We start from the raw sequence: 14,961 nt of genomic DNA, 5'->3' as shown, positions 1-14,961 counted from the left end.
ACGATTAGTGAACAAATGAAGCGCGTTTTATCAACATATCAACAAGCAAAAAATGAGGAATTTAAGCGGCACCCTTTGTTACAGCTTATTTGTCATGAAATAAAGGACACTCTTTTTAAAGTGGCTGAATTAGACCCTAATTTATATCATGTAGCAGGTTCTGTTGGAAAAGGCCGTTGGGCTGAGATTCCTTGGGTTTCAATTTATAAAGAACTTAACGACTTCGGCGACAAGAGGCTACTATATTGTTTACTTATTTAGTGCAGATGGAAGCGGTGTTTACGTTAGTTTGAATCAAGGATGGACCTACTTTAAAGAAAAGTATGGAACAAAAATAGCTAGGGCCAAAATCCAAAAAACAGCTTCTATTATTAGAGAAAAACTAAATACCATCCCTCAAAATATGAACCTTTCAAATATCGATTTAAAGGGTGAAGGTGATCTTGCAAGGGGATATGAGTTAGGACATGTATGTGGTCGTTTTTATGATGTAAGCAATTTTCCAAGTTCAGAAGATATCATAAGTGATTTACAAGCTTTATTAGTTACATACAAAGAAATAGAAGGTCTTATCGGAAAACGATCGATAGAACAGTTTAATGACTTTATTCTGTTGCAGGAAGACGGCCAATTTTTAGAAGACCGGGTTAACGAAGAGGAGTATCAGATAGCGGCTCAAACCTTCATCATATCCGAGAATTCGAATGTCGGATATGAAATCAATCAAAAGAGAGAACGCCCGCAACCTATCATTAATCAAGGTGGTCAAAGGCAATGGACAAGAAATGCAAGTCTTGCCTCAAAAGCTATGATGCTTTCAAACTATACTTGTGAAATTGACCATTCCCACAAAACTTTTATCTCTAAATCTACCAACATGCCTTATGTTGAGTGTCATCATCTTATCCCTATCGCCAAGCAAGAGGAGTTCAAATATGACTTAGATCAACTGGCAAACTTGGTAAGCCTATGCCCACACTGTCATCGTCTTATTCATTATGGTCAAGATGAGGAGAAGGAAAAACTGTTGAAAAAATTGTATGATCAGCGGAAGGATTATTTGAAAAAGGTAGGAATTGAAATTACCTTTTCAGAACTTAAACGAATATATGAAATATCGAATATTTAGATTCAGATTAAAAGCTTTGGTCAAGCGTACCAAGGCTTTTTGATGTTTAACCTAATTTACAAAATGCCATTACAAAAATTTACACATGTAATACCGTTCCTCAAGCAACGAGAAGTAATTCCGGTTATCTTCCATATCGAAAAATATTGACTTCGCCTGTTCAATATTTATGCTTTTTAATTGCCAAAAGGAGTTCGTTCAACACCCCCCGCAACCACTTCTGAGCTAGGAATAAATTGCAGGCCATTCGACCAAGAAATTTCCTTCTTTCCAAAAAACCAAAATAAATGTTGACGCTTTCATCAAACCGATATATACTTTAATCAAATCCAATATTGATAAATTAGACATGTGACTGGTCATGCAGGCAGGATCTAAAACCGATAAATTTTTTAATTTGTCGGTTTAGGTCCTTTTTTTATTGCCTAAATATAGGTCTCATGTTTCAGAAAAGGGGGAGAAACAATGAATTATACACAAACAGCAAGAGACGTATTGCAGCATGTAGGCGGTAAAGAGAATATTGCCCACTTGGAGCATTGTTCGACACGACTCCGTTTTACATTGATTGATCAAAACAAGGCGGATGTACCGGCGCTTGAGAAAACACCGGGTGTCATCGCTGTCCGTATGTCGGGCCAATGCCAGGTTGTAATTGGAAACGATGTCATTGAAGTCTATGAGAAATTGACCGGCCTTCTCGGCGGATCACCTTCTGGACAAAATGGGTCTAGCAATCAGCCAAAGGAAAAGCGAAAAGTGGGGACTGTACTATTAGACTTCATTGTTGGTGTTTTCCAACCGCTTGTTCCAGCCATTGCGGGCGGAGGGATTTTAAAATCGTTTCTCCTCCTCTTCTCGTTATTCGGATTAATGGATGCCAAAGGGCAAACGTATCAGATTTTAAATATGGTTGGCGATGCGCCGCTTTACTTCCTGCCATTGCTGGTAGCCGTGACGACAGCCAATAAGCTAAAAGTGAATCCGCTTGTTGCATTATCGGCAGTCGGCGCTCTTATTCTGCCAAACATGACGGCTATGCTGACAGAAGGCGCTCAATTATTTTCATTCGATGTGAAAAATATTGCGTATGCCTATCAAGTGTTTCCGGCGATTTTATCTGTTCTGTTGTATGCACAGATGGAAAAATGGTTTACTCGTATTTCGCCAAAACCCATTCGTATCTTCTTCGTACCGATGATGTCTTTGGTTATGACAGTTCCGATCACTCTCCTGCTGCTGGGACCAATCGGTTTTACAGCTGGGCAAGGCTTCACAGCAATCATCCTTGCTATGTTTGACAAAGTGGGCTGGGTTGCGGTTGCGATTCTGGCAGCAGTCCTTCCATTTATGGTCGCATCAGGGATGCACAAAGCGATGGTGCCGTACGCTGTAACAACAATGGGCAATCTCGGAAAAGAAGCACTTTACTTGCCTGCTTCACTTGCACACAATCTCGCTGAAAGCGGAGCGTGTTTCGCAATTGCCCTTCGCACAAAAGATAAAGTGCTTCGTTCAACTGCCATTTCTGCAGGGATTTCCGCATTCTTTGGGATTACCGAACCGGCATTATACGGGGTGACACTGCAAAATAAACGTGTGCTTAGCAGTGTCATGATCGGTTCTTTCATCGGCGGAATCTTCATTGGACTTGTCGGACTTCAAGCGTTTGTTCTTGTTGGACCTGGGCTTGCAAGTATGTCGATGTTCATATCTGACGAGCTTCCACGCAACTTTATGTTTGCAGTTATCGGTTTTGCCATCTCATTTGTTGTTGCTTTTGCTGCCGCCTTTATTTTAGGAAAAGATCGAAAGACAGAAGAAACGGAAAAAGAAGCAGAGCAAGGTGTTTTCGCTGAAAAACTTGGCGCAGATGAGACATTCAAAAGTCCAGTCATCGGTCAAATGATTTCACTATCTGATGTAGAAGATGACATATTTTCTTCAAAGGTAATGGGAGAAGGAATTGCCATTATTCCTTCAAAGGGTGAACTATATGCACCGGTAGATGGCGAGATTTCACTTCTCTTTGAAACAAATCATGCGCTCGGCATGAAAACAGCAAACGGAGTTGAGGTTCTTTTCCATATTGGGATTGACACCGTTCAGCTAGAGGGCAAGTTCTTTACACCTTTGGTTCAAGCAGGAGACAAAGTCAAAGCAGGTGATCTGCTCATTCAATTTGACCTAGAAAAAATTAAAGAAGCAGGTTATGATCCAGTTACACTAGCAGTTATTACGAATACGGATCAATATGATATAAAAGTAACGCATTTAAAACAGGTCAATCGTCAAGATACGTTGATGGTTGTCACACAATTAGGAGGGTAATCATGATGACAAAGACAAAAGGATTTCCGAAAGATTTTTTATGGGGCGGTGCGATTGCCGCAAACCAAGCAGAAGGAGCTTGGAATGTTGATGGAAAAGGACCGTCTGTTGCAGATATTGCCATGTACCGTTCGAATTTGAGTGTAGAAGATTACGAAGGACACCTTGCTGTTACTTCTGAAAACATTGAACGCGCAATGAAAGACCCGGACGTAAAAAAATATCCGAAGCGCAGAGGCATTGACTTTTATCATCACTATAAAGAAGATTTGGCTCTTTTTGCAGAAATGGGTTTTAAAACATTGCGTATATCGATTGCATGGAGCCGAATTTTTCCGACAGGGGAAGAAGCTGAGCCGAACGAGAAAGGTCTTCAGTTTTATGACCGTCTGTTTCAAGAAATGAAAAAACATAACATTGAACCGATCGTGACGCTGTCACATTATGAAATGCCATTAGCACTTAGTGTGAAATACAACGGATGGGTTGAAAGAAAAGTGATCAACCTCTTTGTGAAATTCGCCAATGTGTGTTTTGAACGCTATAAAGATGTTGTGAAATATTGGCTTACCTTTAATGAAATAGACAGTATACACCGCCATTCTTTCATTACAGCGGGAATCATTCCTGACCGCTGTCCAGAGGGGAAGGTAGAAGAAACCGTTTATCAAGCATTGCACCATCAATTTGTGGCATCCGCTCTTGTGACTGCAGATTGTCATCGCATCATTCCCGGAAGTCAGGTGGGATGTATGCTAACGAAACTCACGACTTACCCGCACACTTGTCATCCGAATGATGTCGAACGCGCACTGAAGCAAAACCTTGATAACTATTTCTATGCAGATGTTCAAGTGTTTGGCGAATATCCGCCATTGATCAAACGTATGCTGGAACGAAAAAATATCAATATTAAGATGGAAGCGGACGATCTTGCCATTTTGAAAGAACATACGGTAGACTTCGTTTCATTTAGCTACTATATGTCCCTGACAGAATCTGCACAAGAAGGGCTGGAAAAAACAGATGGCAATACGATTCGCGGTGTGAAAAACCCTTATTTGCCTTCAACAGATTGGGGTTGGCAAATCGATCCGGTCGGTTTAAAAATTTCGCTCATTGAATTGTATGATCGCTATCAAAAACCTCTCATTATTGTGGAGAACGGCATGGGTGCGAAAGATGTTGTTGAAAGCGATGGATCGATCCATGATGATTATCGTATTAACTATTTCAGAGAACATTTCCGTCAGATGAAAGAAGCCATTGAAGAAGGTGTAGATCTCTTCGGATATACCAGCTGGGGATCCATTGACATTATTAGTGCGGGAACATCTCAAATGTCCAAACGATATGGATTTATCCATGTTGATCAAGATGACGATGGCAACGGGACATTGAAGCGCTCACGTAAAGATTCATTCTACTGGTATAAGAAAGTGATCGAGTCAAATGGAGAAGTATTAGACTAAAAAACCGCATTCATGAAAAGGTGATGGCGATGTTTAAAATAAAAAAGGTTTTAAACTCGAGTGTGGTACTGGCTGAAGATCAGAACCGACAGGAGATGGTTTTATGCGGCAGAGGCATCGGTTACGGACGAAAACCTGGGCATATGATTGAAGAAAAACAAGCTGATCAAGTGTTTATGCCAGTAGACAATATGAAGGCAAAAGAATTTCTTCAACTGTTGGATTCAATACCGCAAGAATTTATTGAATTGACACAGCAAATTGTTCATTATGCAGAAGAAAAATTAAAAACAAAGCTAAATTCCGGCGTTTACTTCACATTAATGGATCACTTAAATTTTGCAGTAGAGCGTTATAAAAAGAACATCAATATTACGAATCGCGTCTACTGGGAAATTAAAAACTACTATACAGAAGAGTTTGAGGCAGGGAATTATGCACTGCAGCTCATCAATGAAAAACTGGGGATCCAATTACCGAAAGAGGAAGCGGCAAATATTGCGTTCCACTTAATTAATGCATTAGGTGAAGAAACAGAATCAAAAAATGGAATGAAGTATGCAAAAATGATCGGGAGCATTGTCAATCTTGTCCGGTACACATTAAATATGAAATGGGATCAAGAAAATATCCATTACAGCCGATTTATCACACACGTTAAATTTTTTGTTGAAAGATTTTACGCTGATAAATTGCTGGCAGATCAGGAGAATGAATTGTTTGAGCAAATTGCTAATTTATATCCGCAAGCAATGGATGTCGCTTTCAAAATCAAAGATTATATCAAACAGGTACACGGAATCGTCATTCCGAACGATGAACTAACATACTTGGGAGTCCATATTCATCGATTGATTTCTTATCAGCAATTAAAATAAATGAAGAACCACTTGCCTTTGTGGAAGGCGAGTGGTTTCTTGTTTTTGAAAAAGAAGGAGCATTTCTGTTTATAGGCCAGATGACTTGATTGATCTATACCAACAGTTAAAAAAGGCTTTTTTCTCAGTCGAGAAAAGTCTCATATTGAATTGTTGACAAAAATCTCTCACTAATTGACAAAAGGTCATTACAAAAATTTACACATGTGATAAGATCATTTTACAGATAGAGAACAATCTTAAAGAGAAAGAGGGGGTTCGGCATGAGCAAGGTCGCTTCAGAAGTGGTTGCGGGGGTGTTGAACGAATTCCATTTGGCAATTAAAAAGCATGATATTGAGCAGGCAAAGCATCTTTTTGAAGAGGCGAAGTCGATGTTTTCCGGGATGGAAGAGGATCAGAATGTGCTGGCTTATTTTTCGCTTCTTGAGGAGCGGTATCGGATGATGCTTTATGATGCGAGGGGAGAGCGGCTGCCGCGGGAGTCTTACTTTAATGATTCGCAAATCGAGTGCATCGAGCAGACGGATCATATGATCGATTACTATTTCTACTTTTTTGAGGCGATGCATGAAGCGTACAACAAGAATGTTGAGCGGGCGATCAGCCTGTACAAGGTTGCCGAGAAAAAACTGGCGAAGGTGCCCGATCAGATCGAAGCGGCCGAGTTTTATTTTAAAGTGTCCTGGCTGTATATGTCTCTTCGGCAAAATGCGGTTTCTCTCAATTATGCGAGAGACGCGATGAATATTTACAAAATGCATGACGGGTACGAAAAAAAGCTGGCGATATCCCAGGTTGTGATGGGGACAAATTACATGCAGATGCAGCGCTTTAAAGATGCGGAGAAGTATTTCGAAGAATCGATTGAAATTTCCAAAAAGATCGACGATTCGTTTTTAGAAGCGATGCTTCATCACAATATCAGCATTCTGTATTCCAATTCCGGCCGGTCTCAGGAATGCATTCTCGCCGTCCAGCATGCGTTGAGCAACCCCGAATGGTGCGAGTCAAGCTACTATATCAACTCGCTTTACATGCTGATCAGAGAGTTTTTCAAAATCGGCGAAACAGAAGCGGCCCTGTTCTATTATAAAAAAGGACAGGAGGAATTAGAGAAAAACGGGAATAAGCATTATGAAAAGAAAATAAATATTATGTATGAGCTTTATTGCCATGAAAACGTTAAAAGCATCAAAGACGACATCGATTCCTTGGACGAGATGAATGATTTAGACGGTGTCTGTGACCTTTCATTGCTCATCTCAAGCTATTTTGAGAAAAAAGGAGATTTCAAGGAAGCGCTGGAATTTGTTAAAATATTCATGAAAGCCGAAAACAAAATGAGATCATTAGGGAGTGAGGTATTGTCATGAAAAAATTGATTCTTTGCTTATCGTTAACTGCTATGGTCTTAGGCGGAGCTGCTTTATCCCAAAGCCACAATCAGGCGTCAGGCGGCGTTCAAACAGCTGAGCTGCCGGTTGGAGGTTAATATTTGCTGAAGTCCTTTTACAGGCTTCTTTTTTAAAGCCATGAAATGGGGTGCGATTACAGTGAATCTACAAGAGCATGAAATATAAAAACCTTCCAAATTCGCGAGAGGCCCTCCAATCGTTTAAAACATATTTAAACATTAAAATTGGAGGGGGATACTATGAATGACAAAACATTTCTTTCATATTTAAAACACGCAGATAAGCCTTTCAGCGGCTGGGATTTTTCTTTCATTGACGATACGGGAAGAATGAAAAGCGACCTGCTTTCATGGTCATACGGAAGCATGGCTCTGTCTCTTATTCAAGATTCCAAATCCATGCTCGATATGGGGACAGGCGGCGGAGAATTTTTATCGAAATTGGGGCCGTTTCCTTCGTCAGCATACGCTACTGAATGCTATTTGCCCAATGTGCCAGTTGCAAAGGAACGATTGACGCCTTTAGGGGTTCAGGTCGTCCAAATTGATGATGATGAAGATCTTCCATTTGAATCCGGCCAATTTGACCTGGTCATCAATAAACACGAGTCATATTCAGCACAAGAGGTGAGGAGAATCCTTTCAAAAGGAGGACTGTTTCTCACTCAGCAAGTCGGCGGGCATGATTGCGAAGAAATCAATGAAAAACTTGGTGTACCGCTAAATGAAGAATTTAAGGACTGGAACTTGGAAAAAGCGTTAAAAGAAATAGAAAAACATGATTTTAAGGTTTTAAAAAGCAGGGAAGAGTGTCCGACTCAAAGGTTTTATGATATTGGAGCTCTGGTCTATTACTTAAAAGCCATTCCCTGGCAGGCGCCCGGTTTTGAAGTGGATCAATACACGGATGAATTGTACGCGATTCATAAAATGATTGAAGAAAAGGGTTATTTTGATGTCACACAGTACCGGTTTATGATTTTAGCGGAAGCGATTTAGAGTTTGATCAAAGATTTGCCTATGAAGGGTGTCTCATATTATATGGTGACATCCTTTTTTATTTTCCTATATTTTTGTAAAGCCAGTTATTTATCCATATATTCATTTAGGATATAATTGTTACTACTTAATGTTATTACCAGTATTATGTTTTTTTCATACATCAGGAGGAAAAGCGATGGCATCCCAAACTGTAACCAAGTATTTTCGCGATAGTGTCGCTGCGAAACTAAAAATCAACTTTAAAAACAGTCGTTTTATGATTTCAGATTTGAATAGCCTTATACAAGGAAAGATAGACAGTAAGTACTACGCGGTTCTTTCAGACCACAAAAATGTCTCCGGTAAACTCGATGTTATCGTTGTGGCAAAGACGATCAAGACGAAATTCGACGTGCAGCAAAGGGTTGAGACAAATATTGAAGATATGACCGGCATTCTTTATATCCCGGCAGTTTTGACTGCCAATGGTATGTTGTTGCCTTCAGAAGACAAATATCCATGGATTCCGAGAGAGCATCTTCATCCAATCATTGACGAAGAGCTTGCGATCGGCTATGTCAATGACTTTGATGAATATATGAGCAACAATTATCAGAGGTTGGAAAGCAACCTCACTTGGAAAAGCTATTTTGAGTTTGCAAAAGATATGTATGAGTCAGTTACAGAAACCGAAATAACTTCAAATACAGTTAAAGAAATAGAATTAGAGAAAAATGTTTATATCTTTAAGGATGATTCCATCAATGCAACCAGAAATATATTAAAGTTATATGATCACCTTTTATCCAGCCAGCCGAATCATCTGCAGCTTTATCAAAATTTTATCAACCAAAAATTCACTTCTTTATCGCCGCTTATTCCAAACCGGATGTCAGAAATGCAGAAGCATGTCGGACAAATGGGCGGGGAATATCCTTTGTCGCCATCGCAAAGGGAGTGCCTGAACCATTTCAACAATATGGAAGATGGAGAAATTCTTGCAGTCAACGGTCCGCCGGGTACGGGGAAAACGACGTTATTGCAGTCGCTCGTTGCCAATCTTTATGTCGAACGAGCATTAAAAAAGGAAGATCCTCCTGTCATTGTCGCTTCATCAACAAACAATCAGGCAGTAACCAATATTATTGAATCATTCGGAAAGATTAAACCAAAATGGGAAAACAATCATTTAGAGCAGCGATGGATCGAAGGAGTCGACAGCTTTGCTGTTTATTTTCCGTCCGGCAGCAAGGAGAAAGAGGCGCAAGAAAAAGGATTTCAATATACGAACCCTCGGGGAGAAAACTTTTTTGACGAAGTTGAAAGCAACGAGAACATTGAGCGATCAACCGAAAAGATGCTCAAAGAATGCAGTCGATATTTTGAAACAAACCATACTGATATTAAGCAATGTGAGCATACGATTTCAAATCGGTTAACAGCGCTTGAAGAAATCAGACAAAAAGTTTTATCCTTATTCTCCGAATATGATCAAATAGCTCCCAAAGGCGTTTCTTTAGATACATACATGACGCAATTGACCGAGGAAAAAACCGAGTGGGAAAGCACGTTTCAATCGATACAACAAAGAATAAAAGAGTGGCAGACGCACTTTTCAAACTTGCCGTTCTTTGTTCGCTTATTCAAGTTTCTGCCGTTCTTCAAGAGCAAATTAGTCAGTCGTGTCAGATATTTTATTCAGCCGGATGAAGAATTTATTGATGAGTCAATGAATCTCGATAAAATTCTCTCTCTGTATAGCGAAAAAGCAAAAGAGACGAGAGAAAAAATAAAGCAGATCGATGCGACATACCAACAAGTCAGCAAATTGAACACAAAATATAAACAATTAATGGTGGAACTTATATCACTGAACATTCTTGAGAAATATCCTGGTTCATTTTCTTCTTTAGATAAGGCGAATGAATTTTTAGATACAACCATAAAATACGCCTCTTTTTGGCTAGCAGTTCATTACTATGAGTGCAGATGGCTTTTAGAGAAAAGACTGTCGGAAAAACAAAGAGGCACAAATTTCGATAATGTGTTAAATCAGTTTTATACAAATTTAAGTATGTTGACCCCTTGTTTTGTGATGACTTTTTATCAGCTTCCGCGAATGCTGCTGGCCTATAACAATGGGAAGGAGCATTTTCTCTACAATTATATTGATTTACTAATCGTAGATGAAGCAGGACAGGTGACTCCTGAGATTGCGGCATGTTCATTTTCGCTTGCGAAACGGGCAGTTGTTGTCGGAGATGTTTATCAGATTGAACCGGTGTGGAATATCAACGAAACATTGGATATTTCATTAGCTCTTTCAAATGATGTTATTACTTCGATCGAACAGTTTGAGAAGCTTCGCGAACTCGGCTTGAATACGTCAGAATCTAGTGTGATGAGGGTAGCGTGCAAAAGCTGTAAATACGAAAAACATCAGCAACGCGGTTTGTTTTTGAGCGAACATAGGCGCTGTTATGATGAAATTATTGAATACTGCAACAATCTGGTGTATAGAGGAAAACTTGAGCCAATGAGAGGCAAAGCGGCAGAGGATAAGAAAAATCCGCTTGTTCAATTATCGATTCCACCTCTTGGTCATATGCAGGTTGACTCATACCAGTCAAGCAAAAAAGCGGGCAGCCGATATAATGAAATAGAGGCAAGGGCCATCGCCACATGGATCAATGAGCATTTCTACAACATCCGAAATGCATATCATGAAGATGATCCAAAAAGTCTCATTGGCATCATCACCCCTTTTAAAATGCAAGTCGGCATCATCAAGCGTGCGCTATCACCCGATGTTAAACCGTTTATCGACGTAGGAACGGTCCATACCTTTCAAGGCGGCGAAAGAAAGGTCATCATCATGTCGACGGTGTACGGGAAAAATGACGGCTGCTTTTTTATAGACGCCAATAAAAGCCTTCTAAACGTCGCAGTTTCAAGGGCAAAGGACAGCTTCCTTGTCATGGGTGATATGAATTGTTTATCAGACAGCGCGAATAAACCGAGTGGATTGTTGAAGAGGATGCTTTTAGAAAATGACGTTGTTCATTCTTAATGAAGGTAAGGAGCGCAGCCATGAATCTCTTTCAATTACACCATCAAGATATGAAAGAAATCCGGGAAATACCGTTTGAGAAAGAAAAAGACATACAGCACCTATGTGAAAAAAATTTAAAGCAATTATTAGGCCTCAAGTTCATTGCCTCTGAGTTTCGAGTCGCCGGATTTCGGATTGATACGCTAGCATTTGATGACCAGACACAATCGTTTGTTATTATTGAATATAAAAACAAGAAACATTCCAGCGTAATAGATCAAGGCTATGCTTATCTGTCCATCATGCTTAATAATAAAGCTGACTTTATTCTTGAATATAATGAAAATCAAGAGAAGCTTTTAAAAAGGAACAGTGTCGATTGGTCGCAATCAAGGGTCATCTTTATTTCGCCTGAGTTTACTACACACCAAAAGGAATCCATTAATTTTAGAGATTTGCCGATGGAATTGTGGGAAATCAAAAGGTATGAAAATGACCTGCTACAAATGAATCCTATTAGACCAAATGGGGCATCGGGGTCGATAAACACAATTTCGAATCAAAGTGAAGCAATCGAACAAGTGAGCAGGGAAATCAAAGTTTTCACAGAAGAAGATCATCTAGTCCGTAAGCCTGATGAGGTGATTGATCTATACCAGCAGTTAAAAGAAGAGATTTTAAATGTGGGTGACAACATATCTGTCAAAGCAACAAAGCTGTATATCGCATTTACTGTTCATAAGCGTAACATGGTAGACGTTCTTCTCTTAAAAAAGGGCTTAAAAATTTGGATAAATGCCAAAAGAGGCGAGTTAGATGATCCCATGGATTTATTTAGGGATGTCGCAAACACCGGCCACTGGGGGAACGGTGATTATGAAATTCAAATCGATGATGAAAAACATATCGAATATATCGTTGATTTGGTTAAACAAGTTTATGAGAAAAATAAAGTTTAAGAGCCTTTTCCATATAAAAAGGCTTTTTTCTAATGTGAAACCATTCTTTGCCTGACAACTGATCGATTAAAAAATGAAACGAGATTGCAGCATCCATTGGGAAATTTTCGTTTTCGCAAGCGGCGCCCATTCCATTGAAAAAGGATGCCCCCGGGTCCGGACATCCTTTCTAGTTTTCTTGGAGATAAGCAGAATTAAATTATTCGAGTTTGTAAATGCTATTTTTCGTTCCTCTGTATGTAAACAGTACGCCGCCTATCGTTATGATTCCCCCGGCAAGTGATAGGAAAGCGGGAATTTCGCCTATCCATACCCATGATATGAAAAGTGTTGCGGCTGGCGTTAAATAAAGCGAAATCGCGGCCTCTGAAGATCCTCTGTACGAGGTGATATAAGCAAGCGCGAAATATGGGACAACTGTAGGGAGCAATCCTAAATAAACGACACTTGCAGTAGATTGAGTGGAAGCATGAGAAAGCTCTTCGAAAAGCCCGGGCAAAAAGAACAGCATGGGGATCGTTCCTCCCCAGATCGCGTATGAAACAAAAGGGATAAAACCGTATTTTTGAATGTAGCGCTCTTGAAAAACGAAATAGATGCTTTCACATATCGCGGCCAGTAAAATGAACAACACCCCAGCCGCCGTGTTTTCAAAGTTTCCGACGCCGAGTGATATAAGCATGACGCCTAAAAAGCTGATCCCTGATCCGAGCCATTTCGCTGCACCAAATCGTTCTGCGAAAAACAGCCTCGCTAACAATGCTGAAAAAATAGGCGTTGTCGTGACCAGGAGGCTTGCCATTCCGGCGCTGACCGTTTCCTCGCCTTGATTGAGAAATGTGTGGTAAGCGGAAAATCCTAAAAAACCGAGCAGCAAAATGATGGGGATGTCCTTTGCTTCCGGCAGGCGCATCCGGACGGCAGCAGCCAGCAATATTAGAGCCGAAGAACCTGACAGCAGCCGAAGCAATGTGAGGTGCTGAGGCGTATAATCCTCCAGCCCGACTCGAATCCCCGGAAAAGCCGAAGCCCAAAAGCCGATCATCAGGCAGTATGACAACATGATGTACATCCTCTGTTTCTTCATCATTTTTCAATCTCCTTTTTAAAAAAACCAACCGGTTTAAATGTGTGTATCCATCTTAATGGACGTTTGGTAAAATGGCTTCAACCAGTTTTGAGAATATAAACCCAACCACTTATCGATAAAAGGAGATCCATTTATGCCCCGCGTGCCAAAATACAAACAAATCATTCAATTTATAAAAGAGAAGATTGCAAATGGAGAATGGCCGATCGGCACCAAAATTCCGAGTCAGCGTTCATTGGCCAAACATTTCGCTGTGAACAGAAGCACGGTGATTACAGCTTTGGAAGAATTAATAGCCGATGGATTAATAGAAGGCAGAATGGGGAAAGGCACGATCGTTATAAACAATACATGGACATTGTTGGCCAAACATTCGACCCCTGATTGGGATAAATACGTGGCAGCCGGATTCCAGCAGCCCAGCCGGAAAACGGTTCAGGAGATTAATCAATCTGAATCGAATTCAACATTGATACAGCTCAGCAAAGGCGAACTTTCAAATGAATTGTTTCCGCTGGACATTATGAAGGAGATGATGGAGAAGGTTGCTCATAACATGGATGCCTTTGGGTATGAGGAGCCGAAAGGTTATCTTCCTTTAAGAGAGGCGTTGAGCAGCTATTTACAAACGGTCGGCATCCACGCTTCCCCGTCTTCCATCTTAATTGTTTCCGGCGCGCTGCAAGCATTGCAGTTAATCGCCATGGGGCTTTTGCAAAGCGGATCAACCGTTTTTCTTGATCAGCCGTCTTACCTTTATTCGCTGCATGTCTTTCAATCTGCGGGAATGAGGATGGCCGGACTGCAAATGGATGAAGAAGGCCTCATGCCAGAAAGCATCAAGATGACGCCAAACATGCGGACGAGAGCCATTTTGTACACCAACCCTTGTTTTCAAAATCCGACCGGAGTGTTAATGTCCAAAAAGCGGAGGGAAGAGATTCTGGCTTTCAGCGAACAACACCACCTGCCTATCATTGAAGATGATATATACCGCGAATTATGGATTGATGCACCGCCGCCTGCTCCAATGAAAGCGATGGACAAAAACGGCCGCGTCTTATACATTGGCAGTTTTTCGAAAACGTTGAGCCCGGGATTAAGAATCGGCTGGATCGTCGGCCCGGAGCCGGTCATTGAACGTTTATCAGATATTAAAATGCAGACGGACTACGGCTCGAGTTCACTGTCTCAGAGAGTCGCAGCCGAATGGCTGACATCTGGGCTTTACCAGAAACATTTGGAAAACGTCAGAGAACAGCTAAAAATAAGAAGAAGCTTTGTGTTGCATGTGTTAGAAACAGAGTTGGAAGGACTCGCGGAATGGAGCGTTCCAGCAGGCGGCTTCTTTATTTGGCTGAAGATATTGCCGCCGGTATCGATGAAAACTCTTTATGCCAAAGCACTTTCAAAAGGAATTCTCTTTAATTCTGGGGCCATATACGGGCAGGAAAGAGGCGATTACATGAGGCTGTCATATGCATTTGCTTCCTGTGAAGACCTGAAGAAAGGGATTACGCAATTAAGCGGACTGATTAAAATGCTGTCTGGTTGATGTGCAAGAGTTGAAAATATTTATTCCAAAAGAAATAAATTTTACCTTATTTTTGTTAAACTTAAAAAGGATTTTAAATACATTATGACAGGAGAAA

Annotated in this window: 10 protein-coding genes and 1 pseudogene; 10 read left to right on the top strand and 1 reads right to left on the bottom strand. The window is 40.6% G+C overall.

Features of this window, described 5'->3' with window-relative positions; genetic code table 11:
* The first annotated feature begins 15 nt into the window (after positions 1-15).
* The 9 genes and pseudogenes from M1E03_RS17750 (at position 16) to M1E03_RS17710 (ending at position 12,219) form a co-directional block, all read left to right on the top strand.
* A pseudogene (locus M1E03_RS17750) lies at positions 16-1,129 on the top strand (MrcB family domain-containing protein).
* Positions 1,130-1,594: 465 nt separating this feature from the next.
* A complete protein-coding gene (locus M1E03_RS17745; RefSeq protein WP_445604631.1) occupies positions 1,595-3,460 on the top strand; it encodes a beta-glucoside-specific PTS transporter subunit IIABC in 1,866 nt (621 codons plus the stop codon).
* A gap of 5 nt (positions 3,461-3,465) precedes the next feature.
* Complete coding sequence (locus tag M1E03_RS17740) at positions 3,466-4,932, top strand: glycoside hydrolase family 1 protein (protein ID WP_161513113.1); 1,467 nt, start codon at positions 3,466-3,468, stop codon at positions 4,930-4,932.
* A gap of 29 nt (positions 4,933-4,961) precedes the next feature.
* Positions 4,962-5,810, top strand: coding sequence for a PRD domain-containing protein (locus tag M1E03_RS17735; protein WP_095292935.1), 849 nt, complete (start codon positions 4,962-4,964; stop codon positions 5,808-5,810).
* Between the two features lie 263 nt (positions 5,811-6,073).
* The gene (locus M1E03_RS17730; RefSeq protein ID WP_458110541.1) at positions 6,074-7,186 is read left to right on the top strand and encodes a Rap family tetratricopeptide repeat protein; all 1,113 of its coding nucleotides are present in this window, start codon (positions 6,074-6,076) and stop codon (positions 7,184-7,186) included.
* Entirely contained in the window at positions 7,183-7,305 is a 123-nt protein-coding gene (locus M1E03_RS17725) for a PhrK family phosphatase-inhibitory pheromone (RefSeq protein WP_011197633.1), read from the top strand. Before M1E03_RS17730 ends, M1E03_RS17725 begins: the two co-directional genes overlap by 4 nt.
* Positions 7,306-7,467: 162 nt before the next feature.
* Positions 7,468-8,226 (top strand): class I SAM-dependent methyltransferase, encoded by a 759-nt coding sequence (locus tag M1E03_RS17720; protein ID WP_020450486.1) that lies wholly within the window; start codon positions 7,468-7,470, stop codon positions 8,224-8,226.
* A gap of 178 nt (positions 8,227-8,404) precedes the next feature.
* On the top strand, positions 8,405-11,278 hold the full coding sequence (locus M1E03_RS17715; RefSeq protein WP_020450487.1) for an AAA domain-containing protein: 2,874 nt from the start codon (positions 8,405-8,407) through the stop codon (positions 11,276-11,278).
* A gap of 20 nt (positions 11,279-11,298) precedes the next feature.
* The gene (locus M1E03_RS17710; RefSeq protein WP_020450488.1) at positions 11,299-12,219 is read left to right on the top strand and encodes a DUF5655 domain-containing protein; all 921 of its coding nucleotides are present in this window, start codon (positions 11,299-11,301) and stop codon (positions 12,217-12,219) included.
* Between the two features lie 199 nt (positions 12,220-12,418).
* Here M1E03_RS17710 and M1E03_RS17705 read toward each other — a convergent pair whose 3' ends face one another.
* Positions 12,419-13,306 carry a DMT family transporter gene (locus M1E03_RS17705; RefSeq protein ID WP_106071147.1) on the bottom strand — a complete coding sequence of 296 codons (888 nt, stop codon included), beginning with the start codon at positions 13,304-13,306 and terminating at the stop codon, positions 12,419-12,421.
* Positions 13,307-13,442: 136 nt separating this feature from the next.
* On the opposite strand from M1E03_RS17705, the gene pdxR reads away from it, so the two are divergent.
* Positions 13,443-14,864: a MocR-like pyridoxine biosynthesis transcription factor PdxR gene (pdxR, locus tag M1E03_RS17700; protein ID WP_026578912.1), complete on the top strand. Its 1,422-nt coding sequence runs from the start codon at positions 13,443-13,445 to the stop codon at positions 14,862-14,864.
* Positions 14,865-14,961: the final 97 nt, after the last annotated feature.

The organism is Bacillus sp. PK6-013 (assembly GCF_054161445.1).
Note: the sequence above shows the minus strand (reverse complement) of the source record. Positions and strands in the feature narration are given on the sequence as shown.